Annotated in this window: 6 protein-coding genes; 2 read left to right on the top strand and 4 right to left on the bottom strand. The window is 46.4% G+C overall.

The features are described from left to right. The first annotated feature begins 12 nt into the window (after positions 1 to 12). Positions 13 to 5604 carry an alpha-2-macroglobulin family protein gene (locus BMX56_RS17110; RefSeq protein ID WP_090650665.1) on the top strand — a complete coding sequence of 1864 codons (5592 nt, stop codon included), beginning with the start codon at positions 13 to 15 and terminating at the stop codon, positions 5602 to 5604. A gap of 348 nt (positions 5605 to 5952) precedes the next feature. Next, entirely contained in the window at positions 5953 to 7050 is a 1098-nt protein-coding gene (locus BMX56_RS17105) for a zinc-binding metallopeptidase family protein (protein WP_090650663.1), read from the top strand. Between the two features lie 417 nt (positions 7051 to 7467). Here the strand turns inward: BMX56_RS17105 and BMX56_RS17100 are convergent, their stop codons facing one another. The 4 genes from BMX56_RS17100 to BMX56_RS17085 form a co-directional block, all read right to left on the bottom strand. Continuing rightward, complete coding sequence (locus BMX56_RS17100; protein WP_090650660.1) at positions 7468 to 8343, bottom strand: transglutaminase family protein; 876 nt, start codon at positions 8341 to 8343, stop codon at positions 7468 to 7470. 55 nt (positions 8344 to 8398) lie between these two features. Further along, positions 8399 to 10951 (bottom strand): circularly permuted type 2 ATP-grasp protein, encoded by a 2553-nt coding sequence (locus BMX56_RS17095; RefSeq protein WP_090650657.1) that lies wholly within the window; start codon positions 10949 to 10951, stop codon positions 8399 to 8401. 23 nt (positions 10952 to 10974) lie between these two features. Further along, positions 10975 to 14334 carry a transglutaminase family protein gene (locus tag BMX56_RS17090; RefSeq protein WP_090650654.1) on the bottom strand — a complete coding sequence of 1120 codons (3360 nt, stop codon included), beginning with the start codon at positions 14332 to 14334 and terminating at the stop codon, positions 10975 to 10977. A gap of 168 nt (positions 14335 to 14502) precedes the next feature. After that, complete coding sequence (locus BMX56_RS17085) at positions 14503 to 16659, bottom strand: c-type cytochrome domain-containing protein (RefSeq protein WP_090651063.1); 2157 nt, start codon at positions 16657 to 16659, stop codon at positions 14503 to 14505. Positions 16660 to 16664: the final 5 nt, after the last annotated feature.

Genomic DNA, 16664 nt, shown 5'->3' with positions numbered 1-16664 from the left:
TAAACCTATTCCATGGAGAACGGATATACTAGGTTCCGCAAACGTAAAAGCTTAATTACATTCGGTTCGGCACTTGCAGTGCTATTAATCATCGCTTATCTTATTGTTAATGGCCAAAAGAAAAATGTGGTCGACCCTGCCTTTAGCAAGTACATCGAGTCGTACACAACCGGGGTAATTTCCAAAGCAAGCCCCATTACCATTCGCCTTGCCAGCACAGTGCAAATTACCCATCAACAAAACGAAGAGGTTGATAACAACCTGTTTGATTTTTCGCCATCGATAAAAGGCAAAGCTTACTGGACAGATTCGCGCACCATTGAATTCCGGCCGGATAAAAAACTCGACCCTGATAAAACCTACAATGCCGAATTTAAACTGGGCAAACTGATTGACGTGCCTTCCAGGTTTAACAGGTTTAAGTTTAACTTCCAGGTGGTTAAGCCCGATTTTAACGTTGCTTTTAACGGGTTGCAAACAGCTACCAGTACATCTACCGACGAGATGAAGATGGAAGGATCGGTACAAACGGCCGATACCGAGGACCCCGCCCTTATTGAAAAAGTAATTACCGTAAACTATATGCTGCCGGTGAAAATCAGCTGGGAGCACAACACAGTCGCAAAAACCCACACCTTCAAAATAACCGGTTTAAAACGGCAAAAGGGCGAAGTTGCGGCGCTAACCATAAATTGGGACGGCAGCAGTATCAACGTTGATAAAAAAGGCGAGCAACATTTTGATGTGCCTGCCATAGGTGATTTTAAAGTGCTGAACGTTCGTGCAGTACAGGATAATGACCAATATGTGCTGGTACAATTTTCAGATGCCATTATGGTTGGGCAGGAATTGGCAGGCCTAATCGGCATTAACAATGTAACCGATCCGGCATACGCCATTGAGGGCAGTACCGTAAAAATTTACGCTCCCGAAAGGCTTGAAGGCGATTACAGTGTATTTGTAAATGAAGGGGTAGAAAACATATCGCATAAAAAGATCACCAAAACCTATACAGCAAATGTGTTTTTTGAGAACCGGCTGCCCGGCGTAATTATACCGGGCAAGGGCGTTATCCTCCCCGATTCGGGCAAGCTGATGATGCCTTTTGAGGCCGTAAACCTTAAAGCGGTTGATGTATCGGTAATTAAAATATATGAAAGTAATGTTCCGCAATATTTTCAAAACAATGATTTTAACGGCGGCCAGGAGCTACGGCAGGTAGGCAGGCCTATTTTACAAAAAACCATCAGGCTGGATAACGATAAAGGGCTTAACCTGAATAAGAAAAACCGCTTTATGCTTGATCTTGATCAGATGATCCGCACCGAACCGGGAGCAATTTACCGGGTTATCATCGGTTTCAGGCAGGAATACTCCTTATACAACTGCAGTGTACCTGGTGCAGGTAAAAAAAGCGGCGCCGATGATGACGAATATGGCGACGGCGATTATAGTTATGGCGGTAACACCGGCAAGGTAGACGATGAGGATAACGACTTTTGGTCGAGGTACGACAGCTATTATCCCGAAGGTTATGACTGGCAGGAGAAGGATAATGCCTGCACCCCATCCTACTACACCAAAACCCGCTGGGCTACCCGCAACATTATTGCATCAAACATTGGGCTGATTGCGAAACGGGGCAATAATAACAATATGCTTATTGCGGTTACCGATATTATGAATGCCAAACCGATGCAGGGCGTTGAACTGCAACTGCTGGATTACCAAAAGCAGGTGTTGCTAAAAACCACCTCGGGTAGCGATGGCCTGGCAAGTTTCGACTTAAAGCGTAAGCCTTATTTGTTGGTGGCCAAAAAAGGAAACCAACGTGGTTATTTAAAACTTGATGATGGTAATACCCTCCCGCTTACCCGTTTTAACGTTGGCGGCGACGAAGTACAAAGCGGATTGAAAGGTTTTATTTATGGCGAACGTGGCGTTTGGCGGCCAGGTGACAGCATATTCATTACCTTTATACTGGAAGATAAACTAAAGACCTTGCCGGCCGACCACCCGGTAGAGTTTGAACTGAAAGATCCCAACGATAAATTGTATAAACGGATTACAAACACCAAATCTGTTGATGGCTTTTACAGTTTCCATACCGCTACCGAAACCTCGTCGCCTACCGGTAACTGGACAGCTACCGTAAAAGTTGGCGGCGCTACCTTTGAAAAGAAAATAAAGGTTGAAACCATTATGCCTAACCGCTTAAAGTTGGGCCTAACCTTTGGCGGTGCCGAAGAATTAACCAAGGGCAATAATGCCAACGGCAAATTAACCGCCCGCTGGCTGTTTGGCGGGGCGGCGCAAAATTTAAAGGCCAAGGTTGATGCCTTTTTATCGGCGCAAACAACCACGTTTAAAAATTATAAGGATTATGTTTTTGACGATCCTACGCTGGCTTTTAACATGCAAACGCAAACCGTTTTTGATGGCAAGCTGAGCGCCGAAGGCAATGCCGATGTGGATGCCAATATCAATATTGAAAAACAAGCCCCCGGGCAGCTAAAGGCCAACTTTTTGGTAAAAGTGTTTGAACCGGGAGGCAACTTCAGCGTTCAGCAGGTTAGTTTGCCATACAACGTTTACCCCGGTTATGTCGGTATTAAAACACCCGAAGGCAGTGCCCTATCAGGGATGCTGGTTACCGATAAAGACCAGCAGATTGATATTGCCGATGTAGATGTAAACGGCAAGGCCCTTGCAGGTACCCGCAACGTGCAGCTGGAATTGTACAAAATACAATGGCGCTGGTGGTGGGACGAAACCGGCAATGAAATGACCAACTTTACCCAGGGTAAATACAATAAGCTAATTAAAACCCAAAGTATTTCTTTGACAAACGGACGTGGCAAATGGACACTACGTGTACCAAAAGCCGACTGGGGCCGGTACCTGATTAAGGTAAAAGATGAACAGACAGGCCATAGCACCGGTAAAATTATTTATGTAGACTGGCCAAATTGGTCGGAAAGGTTACAGCAAAGCAACCCTACCGAAGCCGCCATGCTTTCGTTTACATCAGATAAGCAAGCCTATAACGTTGGCGAACAGGCCACATTAACCATCCCTACCGCGGCAGATGGCCGGGCATTGATCAGTTTTGAAAATGGCAGCAAGATTTTAAAAACCACCTGGATTGATACTAAAAAGGGCCAAACCCAATACAGCTTTACCGTTGAACCTGATATGGCGCCCAACGTTTTTGTGAACGTTACCATGCTGCAGCACCATTCGCAAACCGTAAATGATTTGCCTATCCGCATGTACGGGGTGATACCACTTACCGTTAACAACCCGGCCACCATATTAAAACCGGTGATCGCGATGCCCGATAAGATCAGGCCCGAAACGCAATCGGCCATTACTGTATCAGAAGCTACCGGCAAGGAGATGACCTACACCATTGCTATTGTTGACGAAGGCCTGCTGGATATTACGAGTTACAAACTCCCCGATCCGCATAATACATTTTACGCCAAGGAAGCGCTGGGCGTTAAAACCTGGGATTTGTTTGATTATGTAATTGGAGCCTATGGCGGCGGCCTTAACCGGATACTAAGCATAGGCGGTGATGGTAGCCTGGGCAACAACAGAAACGTGTCTGTGAACCGGTTTAAGCCCGTTGTAAAATTCATGGGGCCATTCCACCTCGGGGCGGGAGAAAAGCAAACCACGGGCTTTAAATTGCCGCAATACGTAGGCTCGGTTAAAGCCATGGTTGTTGCCGGTCACGATGGGGCCTATGGTATAGCCGAAAAAGCCGTTGTTGTTAAAAAGCCATTGATGATATTGGCTACATTGCCACGTGTATTGGGACCATCGGAAAAGGTGCAATTGCCGGTTACCGTTTTTGCAATGGAGCCAAACATTAAAACGGTTACGGTAACGGTGCAAAGCAATGCCTTCAGTAACCTGGAAGGTAATAATACCCAAACCCTAACCTTCGCCAAAACCGGCGACCAGATGGTAACTTTCGATTTAAACGTTAAGGATTTTGTTGGGATAGGCAAGGTGAAAGTAATTGCCAAAAGCGGTTCAGAAACAGCGGCTTATGACGTTGAACTAAACGTGCGTAACCCTAACCCGCCGGTTACCCGCATATTGGAGAAAGAGCTTGCTACCGGCGAAACATGGAACATAGCTTACCAGGCCGTAGGCATCAGTGGTACCAATAAAAATACACTGGAGATAGCGTCCATCCCACCCCTTAATTTGGGCAAACGTTTGGATTACCTGATTGATTATCCTCATGGTTGTGTGGAGCAAACCACCTCGGCTGCATTCCCGCAACTGTATTTAGGGCAATTGCTCGACCTTTCGCCAAGGCAAAAAGCCGAATCTGAACGGAATATTAAGGCTACCATAGCAAGGCTAAACGGTTTCCAGGTTCCTGGCGGCGGCTTAAGCTACTGGCCCGATGGCGGTAGTGCCGATGAATGGGGAACCAATTACGCGGGGCACTTTATGCTGGCCGCGCAGGCCAAAGGCTATAGTATGCCTTTGGGCTTTATGGAACAATGGAAAAAATTCCAGAAACAGAAGGCATTGAGCTGGTCGCCGGATAGCCGCAGTTTTTATGGCGACGACCTGAACCAGGCCTATCGCCTGTACCTGCTGGCCCTCGCCCGTTCGCCAGAGTTGGGTGCCATGAACCGCCTGCGCGAGTTTAAGTACATCAGTATTGAAGCTAAATGGCGGCTTGCAGCAGCCTATAAGCTGGCGGGGCAGCCCGAGATAGGTTCACGGATGATTGCAGGTTTACCAACCGTTATCAAGCCTTATTACACCATGTTTGGCACCTATGGGTCGGACTTAAGGGATGAGGCCATGATACTGGAAACATTAACCTTACTTGGCCAGCAGGCGCGTGCCGCGGCACAGTTACGAACAGTAGCTGCAAAGTTATCGCAGGATGACTGGTATAGTACGCAAACAACCGCCTACTCGCTGATAGCAATTGCGCAATATTGCGGGCAAAACAAATCATCGGGTAAAATGACATTCAGCTTCCAGGGTGGCGCGGTTAACTCGCAATCGTATATCTGGCAAAACGTTTTAGCCGCGGGTGGCGGCAAAGTAAGCCTTAAAAATAACGGCGGCAACAGGCTGTATGTAAGGCTAATACAAAAAGGACAACCATCGTCGGGCCTTGATGTAAAAACCTTTATCGACCCGAGGATATTGCAGATGCGCGTAGGTTACTTTACGTTATCCGGTAAGCAGATAGACCCATCATCATTAAGGCAGGGTACCGATTTTGTGGCCCAGGTAAACATCAAAAACCCGGGCAAACGCGGCCGGTATGATAATTTGGCGCTAACCCAGATCTTCCCTTCGGGCTGGGAGATATTGAACAGCCGGATGATGAATAACGATGAGGCCTTTAAATCATCACCATCCGATTACCGCGATATCCGTGACGACCGGGTGAATACTTATTTTAGCCTGCCGGAAGGCCGCGAGGTTACCTACTACGTAATGCTGAATGCAGCCTACGCGGGGCACTATTACCTGCCTGCCGTTTATTGCGAGGCGATGTACAACAGCTCGATAAACAGTTTAATTAAAGGACAGTGGGTTGATGTGACGAAGTAGAACAAGGTCAGCAGGTGTTTTTTCACATGGGTTATTTCGGTGTTATGTTATTTCAGACCGGAATTAACCCATGTTTTAATCCGAAATGGATTGTGGTTGATCGTATTTTCATTAGGAGAAAATATCGGCTTTGATAGTGTTCTGCAAATTCCGATTGAGGATATTCAATACTTGAGATATCCTACGCCAAAGAAATTGGAGGCTCAATATTATTTAATATAGCCTCTTTCAAAACATATAGGAACAGCCCACGCATACACTCCTCTTATTTTCACTATCTCAAAACCCGCCGCCTTATAATCTGTTAACTCACAAGCTATTCAACAATGAACAGCCGTAACACAGATTATGAAATTGTTTAAATGTACCAACTGCGGTCAGCTATTATATTTTGAAAACAGTATATGTGAATGTTGCAAAAGTCCTTTGGGTTTTATTCCCGGTGATCTGAACCTGGCCACGCTTGTCCAGGATAACAATGCCGTTTATCGTTTGCACAGCAATAAAAAGCCGTTATTAGGCGGACTGATGAACAATAAAAAGCAATTGTTTAAATATTGCAAAAACCATGAGTTTGATGTTTGCAACTGGCTTATACCGGCTGATAGCCCTAATATATTTTGCCGCGCATGTGAATTAAACCACGTTGTACCTAATTTAGCCGACCCTGATCATTTAAGGCAGTGGCGGTTGATAGAATTTGCCAAGCACAGGCTTATTTATACGCTGTTGCAAATGAAGCTGCCCCTGGTAAGTAAAATTCAGGATGCAGTTAAAGGCCTGAGTTTTGATTTCCTTACAGAGGCTGATGCCGCTCAACATGTTTTAACCGGGCATGAAGATGGCTTAATTACCCTGAATGTTGATGAAGCTGATGATGATAAACGTGAACTATCGCGCAAGCAAATGAACGAGCCTTATCGTACTCTGCTGGGTCATTTCAGGCACGAGGTTGGCCATTACTACTGGGACAGGCTAATTGATAACAGTGCATTTATTGACGAGTACCGCCAATTATTTGGCGATGAACGCCAGGATTATGCCCAGGCCCTTGAACGGAATTATAGCCAGGGACCACCCGCCGACTGGAACTTAAATTTCATTAGCACCTACGCAAGCTCGCACCCATGGGAAGATTGGGCCGAAACCTGGGCCCATTACCTGCATATCATGGATACGCTTGAAACCGCCGATGCCTTCGGGATGGCGGTATCTCCACGCCTCGCCGATAAAAAAAGCAACCTAAAGGCAATCATCAATGTGAGCCCTTATCAACAGGAAAGTTTTGAAACCCTGCTTAATTTATGGTTACCGTTAACCTTTGCGATGAACAGCATGAACCGGAGTATGGGCAACAAGGATTTGTATCCTTTTGTAATACCACCAAATGTGGTAGAAAAACTGAGCTTTATACATAAGGTTTGTTATGCATCAAGGGTGAATTAGTAAAGGGATTGGCTTTAAAATGCTGAAGGAAGCACTGAAGGACGAATGACTTTCAAAATAAGAAGGTTGTGTGGTAAAATTTCGCAAAAGCGCTGGGGCGTAACATTCAACAACAAAATATTGTCATCTGGAATGGCAATATTTTGCGAAATTCTGAAAGGGGAATAACATCGTTAAAAGGGCTGTCATGGTGAGCCTGTCGAACCATAGCGGGCAAAGGCCTCTCCGCGCGACCCTTCGACAGGCTCAGGGTGACCGGCCTGCGCACGTCGAAAGTACAACATGTCATGGGTAGGAACTAAGCATCTGTTCGCGAACTTTTCTATCGGTCATGCATAGTTGATAGATCCTTCGTGCCTCAGGATGACAGGAAAAGCGAATTTGTCATTTGTAAGTATGAAGGATGTCATAGTTGTTCTATTCTACCCTCCGCACATCCACATTTACATACATCCTTTGGCCGGCGCCACTGTAAACCACTCCTTTTAATGGCACTACGTCGGCAAAATCGCGACCGATGGCAGTACGGATGTGGCGGTCGTTAACCAGCATATTATTAGTCGCGTCAAACTCTGTCCACCCTATATCCGGAATGTACAATGCTATCCAGGCGTGTGAGGCATCCGAGCCAAACAGTTTTGGTTTTCCGGGCGGCGGCAGCGTCTCGATGTATCCGCTTACATATCTGGCCGATAAGCCTATCGAACGTAGGCAGGCCAACGAGAAATGCGCAAAATCCTGGCAAACGCCTTTTTTATGCAAAAAAACTTCTTCCAGTTTGGTGGTAACATCTGTAAAGCCGGGCGTGAAATCAAAATCATTAAATATGCGGGAATTAAGGTCAAGCATGGCTTCCATAATTGGCCTGCCGGGCGTGAATGATTTTAATGCATACTCCCGGATGCCTGGTATAAACACCACATGATCCGATTCGAGATAAAATTGCCTGATGTCACTTTCAGCATCGGTACTTTTCAGCCAAATCACCACGTTTTCCCAGGGTGTTGTGTTTTGGGGTGCAGCGCTAATCCATACCGGCTCCGAAATTTTAACCTCGCTTTTTATCTCGACGGTTAACCGTTGATGAAATTCTTCTATCGAAAAATAGATAAATTTATTACTAAAAAAATCCTCCCTGGTTACTATCAAATGTGGTACGGGATGAATTTGGTAGTTCACCTTCTCCACTTCCTGGAAACTATGGTTAACCGGCACCTGGTATACCAGGTTATGGCATAACGAAGCCGGCAACTGGTATTCATATTTGGTAATATGGGTTACCTGGTATTTCATAAGCTTTGGCAGTTTTGAAAACACCGGTTAAAAAATGGCTTTGTATTAGCGGTTCTCATAGTTCGGGTAAGGCGTTATTATTCTTCACAAAGCTGTACTGGCTTTGCGTAGGGCTAAAGTAGCTTTCAAATATAATGGTTGATGCCTGGCTCAATAAGGTAATCAGGTGGTGCAAAAAGCCACTAAGCTCTTTTTTGCCAAAACCATTGGCATTGGCCGATGGTACCATCTTGTTTACATCGCAAAGCCTGATCATCGTTAATGCCTCCAGCAGTTTTTTGTGCGCCGGGCTAAGGCCGCCTTCTTTATGGTTATCGGGCAGGTGTGCCAGGTGCTCATCAATTTTAGCGATTAAAAAGGCTACCGATTTTGGATTATCCTCGTTAACAAGCAGCAAATTGAGCACACCCGGCAATTGAAGTGTTGACCGGTATAGGTACCGGTACGTAACCAAACTCTCGTTACACATCAGCACCAGTTCCATCAGTTGCTTCTCCACCTCGGGCGTTACGTTGTTGGCCAATGCAGCCTGTAAAATGATGCATGTATTTAACGATGATTCTAAAAACCGGCCTATGTTAAGCAACCGCCAGCTGGATGCCCTGGTCATGTTATCGTTGTTGAGGCCGATGAAAGCCATCAGCTTGATGATAAACTGATCGAGGTTATGATAAATCTTGCGTAAATCGTCGCCGTTTTCCTTCATCAACTCAAACTCCTCGGATATGCTATCCAGAATCCTCCAGGTATCCAGGCTTAAACGGTCGCGTACGGCATAACCGTTTGTCAAAAATGATTGCAGGGATTGCGCCAAAGTACCTGCCCTGCCTGTTTCAACCGCCAGTGATAATAATTCTTTTTCGGGTTGCCTTAAGCGGGTCTGATCGGCTGAGGCAAAGCCGGGTAAAGTACCCGTTACCGCGCTTAAAGTTTTAAGCAATATCACCAGGGTTTGGTTGGTTTCCGGGTGAATTTCGTCATCGCGCTCATTGTAAATTTTAAGCACAATTCGCATTAACCGCACGTTAATAACTGCCCTGTCAAGGTACCGGCCCAGCCAAAACAGGCTCTCGCCGGTGCGGCTTGGCAAAATATTTTTCACCTGCCGCAATACCGGCTGATTAACAGCCGGCTTTGCCTGGCTTTGGGGCGATGGCCCCAGTACCCAGGTATCCTTACTGATACCACCCGATTGGTTAGAAATAATAAACTCGCCTTTTGTAGGAAAGCTCCTTGATAAACCGCCCGGCATTACATGGTAAACCTCTTTATCCATATCGGCTACAATGTAGCTCCTGAACACTGCGTTACAGGCTTCCAGGTTGTTGCCAATTAATGATGGCGTGGTACTGAAGCTTACTACCTCCTGTGCCACATATAAATAAGGCCGGGTGTTTATTTCAGTCCTCAAATCCTCTATCTGTTTTTTGCTCAGTTCGCTGCCGATGTATGGGCGATTCTCGTTACTCCGGTAAATAGACCGGATAATAAGGAAGGGCAGGTTATCCAGCACATATTTTTTTTCTTTCTCGTGCCCGCACCACCAGGTGGCTACCGATGGTAATATCAGTTCTTCGTTTAACAGGTGCTTACACAGGCGCGGCAAAAAAGCCATCAACCCCGGGTTCTCCAATATACGGCCACCTAATGGGTTAATAATGGTCACCTTTTTTTGCCGTACGGCTTCCATCAACCCAACCACCCCTAAGTGCGAATCGCCCAAAAACTCCAGCGGATCGCAAAATATATCATCAACACGGCGTACAATAACATCAACTTTCTCTAACCCTTTTAAGGTTTTTAGCCATACATAGCCATCGCTCACGGTTAAATCCTGCCCAAAAACAAGGGTAAAACCTAATGACGATGCAAGGTAAGCGTGTTCAAAGTAAGTTTCGTTGGCTGTACCAGGCGATAAAAGCACCACCCGTGGGTTCTCTTTATTTTGTAAAGCAAGCCTGGTAAGCGTATTTTTTAATGTTTGATAATAGGACGAAATTTTACGCACCTGGTTTTCACGGATCAGATCTGGAAAAACCCTGGTCATGGCGGCCCTGTTTTCAAGCGTGTATCCGGCACCCGATGGGGCGTCGGCACGGTCATGCAACACCCACATTTTGCCAAGCGGCCCCCGTACCAAATCGGCAGAGTATTGGATAAGCTGGAATTTGCCGGGGATTTTAATTTTATCGGCCTGCCTTAAAAACCCTTTATGGGTAAATACCAGATCAAAGGGAATAAACCCCTCTTTAATCAGCCTGCGTTCGCCATAAATATCAGCTATAATCAGGTTAAGCAATTCGGCACGCTGTACTAAGCCTTTTTCAATATTTTCCCATTCCTGCTGGCTAAATACCATTGGCACAGGGTCAAGCTTCCAGGGGCGGTTAATGCCGTCAGGATCGCTGTACACGTTATAAGTAACCCCATTATCGCGCAACTCCTGGCTAATTTCCCGGCTCCGCTGCTCCATTTTTTCAAGGCCCAGCTCGTCATAAGCATGGGCAAGCTTTTTCCAATGCTCGCGCACCACGCCTTCGGGTGCGGCAAGCTCATCAAAAAAAGGTTTGGCAGTTTTACCGTTCCGCTCCAGGTAAGTTTCAATCATTTTCCAAATGTCTGATTTTTCTGCTATAAATTCCTGGCATTTTTATATCGCCTCAAATCCATAGTGTACGGATATTCCGGGCTAACTACTTCATTGGTGATGGTATATTGCGGCAGTATATTCATTTTGGTAACAAACCTCCCTCCTGCTGTTTGCTGGGCAACGGCCGGCTCAACCAGGTTAACCGAATGGCCAAAATCAAAAAAGCGGGAAATGATGCGCGATTCGGCTTCATAACTGTTTACCGGGAAGGTATCGTAGCTACGTCCTCCGGGATGCGATACATGGTACTGGCATGCAGCCACTGATTTTTGCGTCCAGGTGTCAAACAAATCAAACACCAGCGGCGTATCCGTACCGATGGTGGGGTGTAGTGCCGATGGCGGTTGCCAGGCCCGGTAGCGTACGCCGGCAATATATTCGCCTTGTACACCTGTGCTTTTTAGCGGTATTTTTAAACCGTTACATAAAAAGGTGTAACGCGAATCGGTAAGGCCCGATATTTTAACCTGGATACGCTCCAGCGATGAATCCACAAAGCGCGAGGTGCCTGTGCTCGACATTTCTTCGCCCAATACATGCCATGGCTCAATGGCCATCTTAATTTCGATATTGATATCATCCACCTGCAGTTCACCCAGGAACGGGAAACGGAAGCTAAAGAAAGGTTCAAACCACGAGATATCAAAACCATAACCGGCATCGCGCAGGCTATTTACCACCTCCGTCATATCTTTATAGCAATAATGTGGCAGCAGGAAGCGGTCGTGCAGTTCGGTTCCCCATCGTACCAGTTTATGGTTGTATGGCGTTTTCCAGAACCAGGCCAGCAACGTCCGGATCAGCAGGAACTGCACCATGCTCATGCGGTAATGCGGCGGCATATCAAAGCCCCGGAACTCCAGGATACCCAAACGGCCGCTTGATGAATCGGGCGAGTAAAGCTTATCGATACAAAACTCCGAGCGGTGTGTATTGCCGGTAATATCTGTTAAAAAGTGACGGAAAATCCTATCAACCAGCCAAAAGGGAACTTCATTTTCGGCCCGGTCGGGTACCTGCTGAAACGCTATTTCCAGCTCATACAATGTTTCCATCCTGCCCTCATCAACACGTGGCGCCTGGCTGGTGGGGCCTATAAACTGGGTAGAAAACAGGTACGACAAGCAAGGGTGATGCTGCCAGAAGGTTATAAAACTGCGCAAAATATCGGGCCGGCGCAATAGCGGACTATCAGCCGGTGTTTCGCCACCCAGGGTTACGTGGTTACCCCCACCCGTCCCGGTATGCCTGCCATCAATGTTGAACTTTTCCGTCGCAAGGCGCGATTCTGCTGCCTTTTTATACAGCACATCGTAATTTTTTGCCAGTTCGCGCCAGCTTGCCGCGGGGTGGATGTTCACCTCGATAACACCGGGATCGGGCGTTATCATCATTTTGGTGATGCGATTATCGGTTGGCGGATCGTAGCCTTCAATCAATACCGGCATCTTTAGCTTCTCGGCCGTACGCTCAACAGCATTCACCAGGTATAAATAATGCTCAAAATAGCTGGTAGGCGGGAAAAATATAAACAGTTTGCCTTGCCTTACCTCAACTACCAAAGCCGTTTTAAAAATGGTTTTGCTGTTGTTAAACTTGGCCCCGGTTTCGGGAATCAAGTGATCGCCGTCAGGCAAAGCATCCACATCGGCAAAAAGGCTTCTTTCCGGTAACTCTTCCTGCTCTGCCGGGTCAAAATATTGCACAGAATCCAATGGCAGGCGCAAGCCCACGGGCGAATTGCCTGGCACCAGGAATAAATTTTGTCGCCTGAACGACCATTTACAACTTTGCCAATTGCTTTGTTCCAGATCCCATTTAATAGGCACCACATAGCCAACAGGCTCGTTCAGGCCGGTATTCAGCAACTCGGCCAGTTTTTGTCGCTCCAGCGGAGATTTCAGATCAACCTTTAGCGGATCGACATTGATGGGCGTTTTACTTTCTTCCCACAAAAAATAAAAGGGGTCTTCGTAAGTTGGGTTAATATTTTTAGGGTCGATATGCAATTCCTTGGTAAGCAGCTTCATAAAGCTTTTTGCATCCTTAGGGCCAAGGCCGTAATCTTTCGACAGGTCGGCCATTAACGTATCGTTGTTCCACAAGGGCACATTATCCTTACGCCAATAGCAGGCCAGTTTCCAGCGTGGCAGCGGTTCGCCTGGATACCATTTGCCCTGCCCGTATTGCATTAACGCGCCTTCGCCATACTCGTTTTTAAGCTTGTGGAACAGGATATTGGACAGGCGGCGTTTATGCTCGCCATCGGCAGCCGAGTTCCATTCGGGCGCTTCATTATTATCTACAGATACAAAAGTTGGTTCGCCGCCCATGGTAAGGCGTACATTGTTGTTGGCAAATTCCTCATCAACCTTATCGCCAAGGGCCATAATATCTTCCCATTGCTCGTCAGAGAATGGTTTGGTTACCCGTGGTTTTTCTTCAATACGGGTAATGGTATTTTCAAAATGAAACTCTGTTTTGATGGGGTCGTTTGTATCGCTGATGATACCACCGCTAATTGGCGCAGCGCTCTGCGGATCAGGCGTACAGGCCAATGGAATATGCCCCTCGCCGGCAAACAAGCCAGACGTTGGATCGAGTCCTATCCAGCCCGCGCCGGGCAGGTAAACTTCTGTCCAGGCATGCAGGTCAGTAAAATCCTGTTCGGGGCCCGATGGGCCGTCTAATGATTTAATATCGGGCTTTAGCTGCACCAGGTAGCCCGATGCAAAACGCGCAGCCAACCCAAAATGCCTCAGCAACTGCACAAACAGCCATGCCGTATCACGACATGAGCCCGATTTAAGTTCCAGCGTTTCCTCGCATGATTGTACGCCCGGCTCCATGCGGATATTGTAGGAAATCTCAAGATAAAGTAGCCTATTAAGGGTAACCAAAAAATCCTGGGTGACGGCATTTTTCTTAAGCAGCTCGGCGGCTTTCTCTGTTAAATCCATTAACAGCGGGCCGCGCTCGGTTATCTCCAGATACGGCACCAGGTTCTTTTTCAATGATTCTTCATACTCAAAAGGATAGTGATTAGCATACTCCTCCACAAAAAAATCAAAGGGATTTATCACTACCATATCGGCAATCACCTCTACATCAATCACAAATTCGTTTACCTTCTCCGGGAAAACAATGCGGGCAAGGTAATTACCAAAGGGGTCCTGCTGCCAGTTTATAAAGTGCTTTTCGGGGAATATTTTTAGCGAGTAGCCTTTAATCATGGTACGCGAGTGCGCGGCAGGCCGTAAACGGATAACTTGTGGCGAAAGCGTGATATGTTTATCGTACTTGTAACTTGTAAAATGACGAATTGCTACTTTTATTGACATCGGCTATGTTTTATGTTATAAACATAGCCTATTTACAGTAAAATATTCAACAAAACCGGCAATTATTTATAGATTTTTTAATATTCATAAAATTCAGCATCGCCGATATCAATAACACCAACGGTTACAGTTAAGCCGTGGTGGTAAGCTGTGTATTTATCAGTCGTCCTAATTCAAAAAAACCTCATCCATAAAAACCCAGGCAGGCTTTCCTTTTGCCGGGTGCCATATTGGAACACTTTTAAGTGGCCTGGCAACCAGTTTTATACAGGATACGAGGTGGCGGGCCTTCAATTTACATTCCAGGTTCATGATGCTGTAAGCATCTTTTTTTAGCGGTGTGGCAGGTGTAACACTCCCTAACAGTTTAAGATGAGATTGATCGGTACCGCCCCATACCTCTATGTTCGCCGGTAAAAATATCTGCGGGCCAGTATTGCGCATCACGTTCAGGTTAAGAGTATGCAAACCGACAGGCTTATTAAACCACATCAGCAATTCCAGGTCTTTTTGCGAGGCCAGCCATTTTCCATCGCCAAAGTTACCGCTGCCCAATTCCTTATCTATCATTGTTTTAGCGCCCTCTCCTTTGTACTTACTATCGGGATAGGTTAAAAAACTGATACTATCAGGGGTATAGGTAGATTTGTAAATGTTAAACTGAACTGTGTCGCTGCCTATCCAGCCGGCTTTAAATGCCCTGGCGCGTATTACCGTATTTTGCGTCAACAACACGCCCGGTTTATAGGATATAGCATGAATACTATCCGGCGCGCTGCCATCTGTAGTATACCGGATATCGGTCCCTTTTATCGGGTTGCCGAGCTGCAACAGGTAACTTTGCTTAAATATTACCGCCGTGTTCTTTAACTGGGGACTGGTAAGTTTTAAAGGTTTGCCATCATCTTTAAAACCGGTTAATAGGGTAATGTGCTTATTTGCTTTTTGCAATGGCAAAAGATCGACGGTTTTAAGGCCGGTATCCCAGATGGCCAGTTCGGTGAGGCTTTTGATGGCTGCCAGTTGCTTTACATCGGCAGCATTTAATTTCACGCCGGCCAGCGAGAGGCTTTTAAGCAACTTAAGCGAAGCCAGTTCTTTTAGCCCTGCGCCGGTAACATCGCTAAAATTGAGATTAAGCCTGCGCAGGTTTTCAAATTGGGCTATCGTTTTCAAGTCAGCATCCTTCACCGGCATTTTATTCAGGTCGAGTGATACCACCTGTCTTTTAATGGGGCTAAGCTCATCAAGCGACTTGATGTTGTAGGTGCTTTTGTTGTAAATATTAACGGCCAATGCGGGCGATTCCTTAGCCAGCGGATAAATTACCCGGTAATTGTTGTTGAGTTTTTTAATCTCCTTATCATCAGCTGCCGAAAAATCGTATATCTCCTCCGCGCTTTCGGCGGGTTTTAATAATGTTGCCGCAATCATCCGGAGCGAATCGGTTGCGGGCAGGTCGATAACCTTTTTCTTAAAGTCGGGCTTGTTTTTTACCCAAAGGTAAAGGAGTACTTTTTCTTCGTCGGTTAGTTGCGGTTTACCGGTAGGCGGCATGTGCTTCTTCTCTGTTTCGGGCATGTGTACCCGCTGCAGCAACAGGCTCATAGCCGGATCGCCGGGGATAAAAAGTTTACCATTTTTGCCGCCTTTTAACATTGCAGCCTGGCTGGTGAGCATTAGTCCGCCTTTCATTTTATCCGCATTATGGCAGCTTTGGCATTTGGCTTCAAAAATTGGCCTGATAACGTCCTGGTAAACAAAGGCCTTGTCAATGGGCACTTTGTTTTTTTCTTTATCCATTACCGGCCCTAAAACAAAATCATCGCCATGGGTAAGGTTTGCACCAAAATGCCCGGCCACTATTAAACAGGAAACTGTGACCAAAGCCCCTGTTTTGGCCAGCGTAGCTGTATATTTTGATGTGTTGCGAATAAGATAAACGCCATAGCCCACAAAGGCCACACTGATACCAAACCACTTATGCCATAACAAATTACCTCCCTCGTAACCCGGCTCACGCGATAACAGCAGCCCCATAATTACCGTTAACGACGATAAAAGCGCGCCCAGTACCAGTAAATAATTGGTAAAGTTTTGATAAAACCTCTCGTTAATAAACTCCGCTCTGAACCGGAAAAACTCCAGCACCATAGCCAACATGAGTATCACGATGGGGAAATGCAAAATTAAGGGGTGCAACCGCCCAACCGGCTGTAACCATTGTGGTACAACCAGGCTATCGCCGGCTATCAGTAAAACTAAAATGAAAATATTAAGCGCAAACAATGCCCCGTCTGCGAAAACCTTGTGGTTGCCCTTCATACCAG

The organism is Mucilaginibacter sp. OK283, from assembly GCF_900110415.1.
In the GTDB taxonomy this organism is placed as follows: Bacteria; Bacteroidota; Bacteroidia; order Sphingobacteriales; family Sphingobacteriaceae; genus Mucilaginibacter.
This window is presented reverse-complemented; position numbering and strand designations above follow the sequence as displayed.

Coding starts and splice junctions, on each gene's coding strand:
- BMX56_RS17090 (WP_090650654.1), bottom strand. CDS start 14,334: ATGTCAATAAAAGTAGCAATTCGTCATTTTACAAGTTACAAGTACGAT.
- BMX56_RS17105 (WP_090650663.1), top strand. CDS start 5,953: ATGAAATTGTTTAAATGTACCAACTGCGGTCAGCTATTATATTTTGAA.
- BMX56_RS17100 (WP_090650660.1), bottom strand. CDS start 8,343: ATGAAATACCAGGTAACCCATATTACCAAATATGAATACCAGTTGCCG.
- BMX56_RS17095 (WP_090650657.1), bottom strand. CDS start 10,951: ATGATTGAAACTTACCTGGAGCGGAACGGTAAAACTGCCAAACCTTTT.
- BMX56_RS17110 (WP_090650665.1), top strand. CDS start 13: ATGGAGAACGGATATACTAGGTTCCGCAAACGTAAAAGCTTAATTACA.
- BMX56_RS17085 (WP_090651063.1), bottom strand. CDS start 16,659: ATGAAGGGCAACCACAAGGTTTTCGCAGACGGGGCATTGTTTGCGCTT.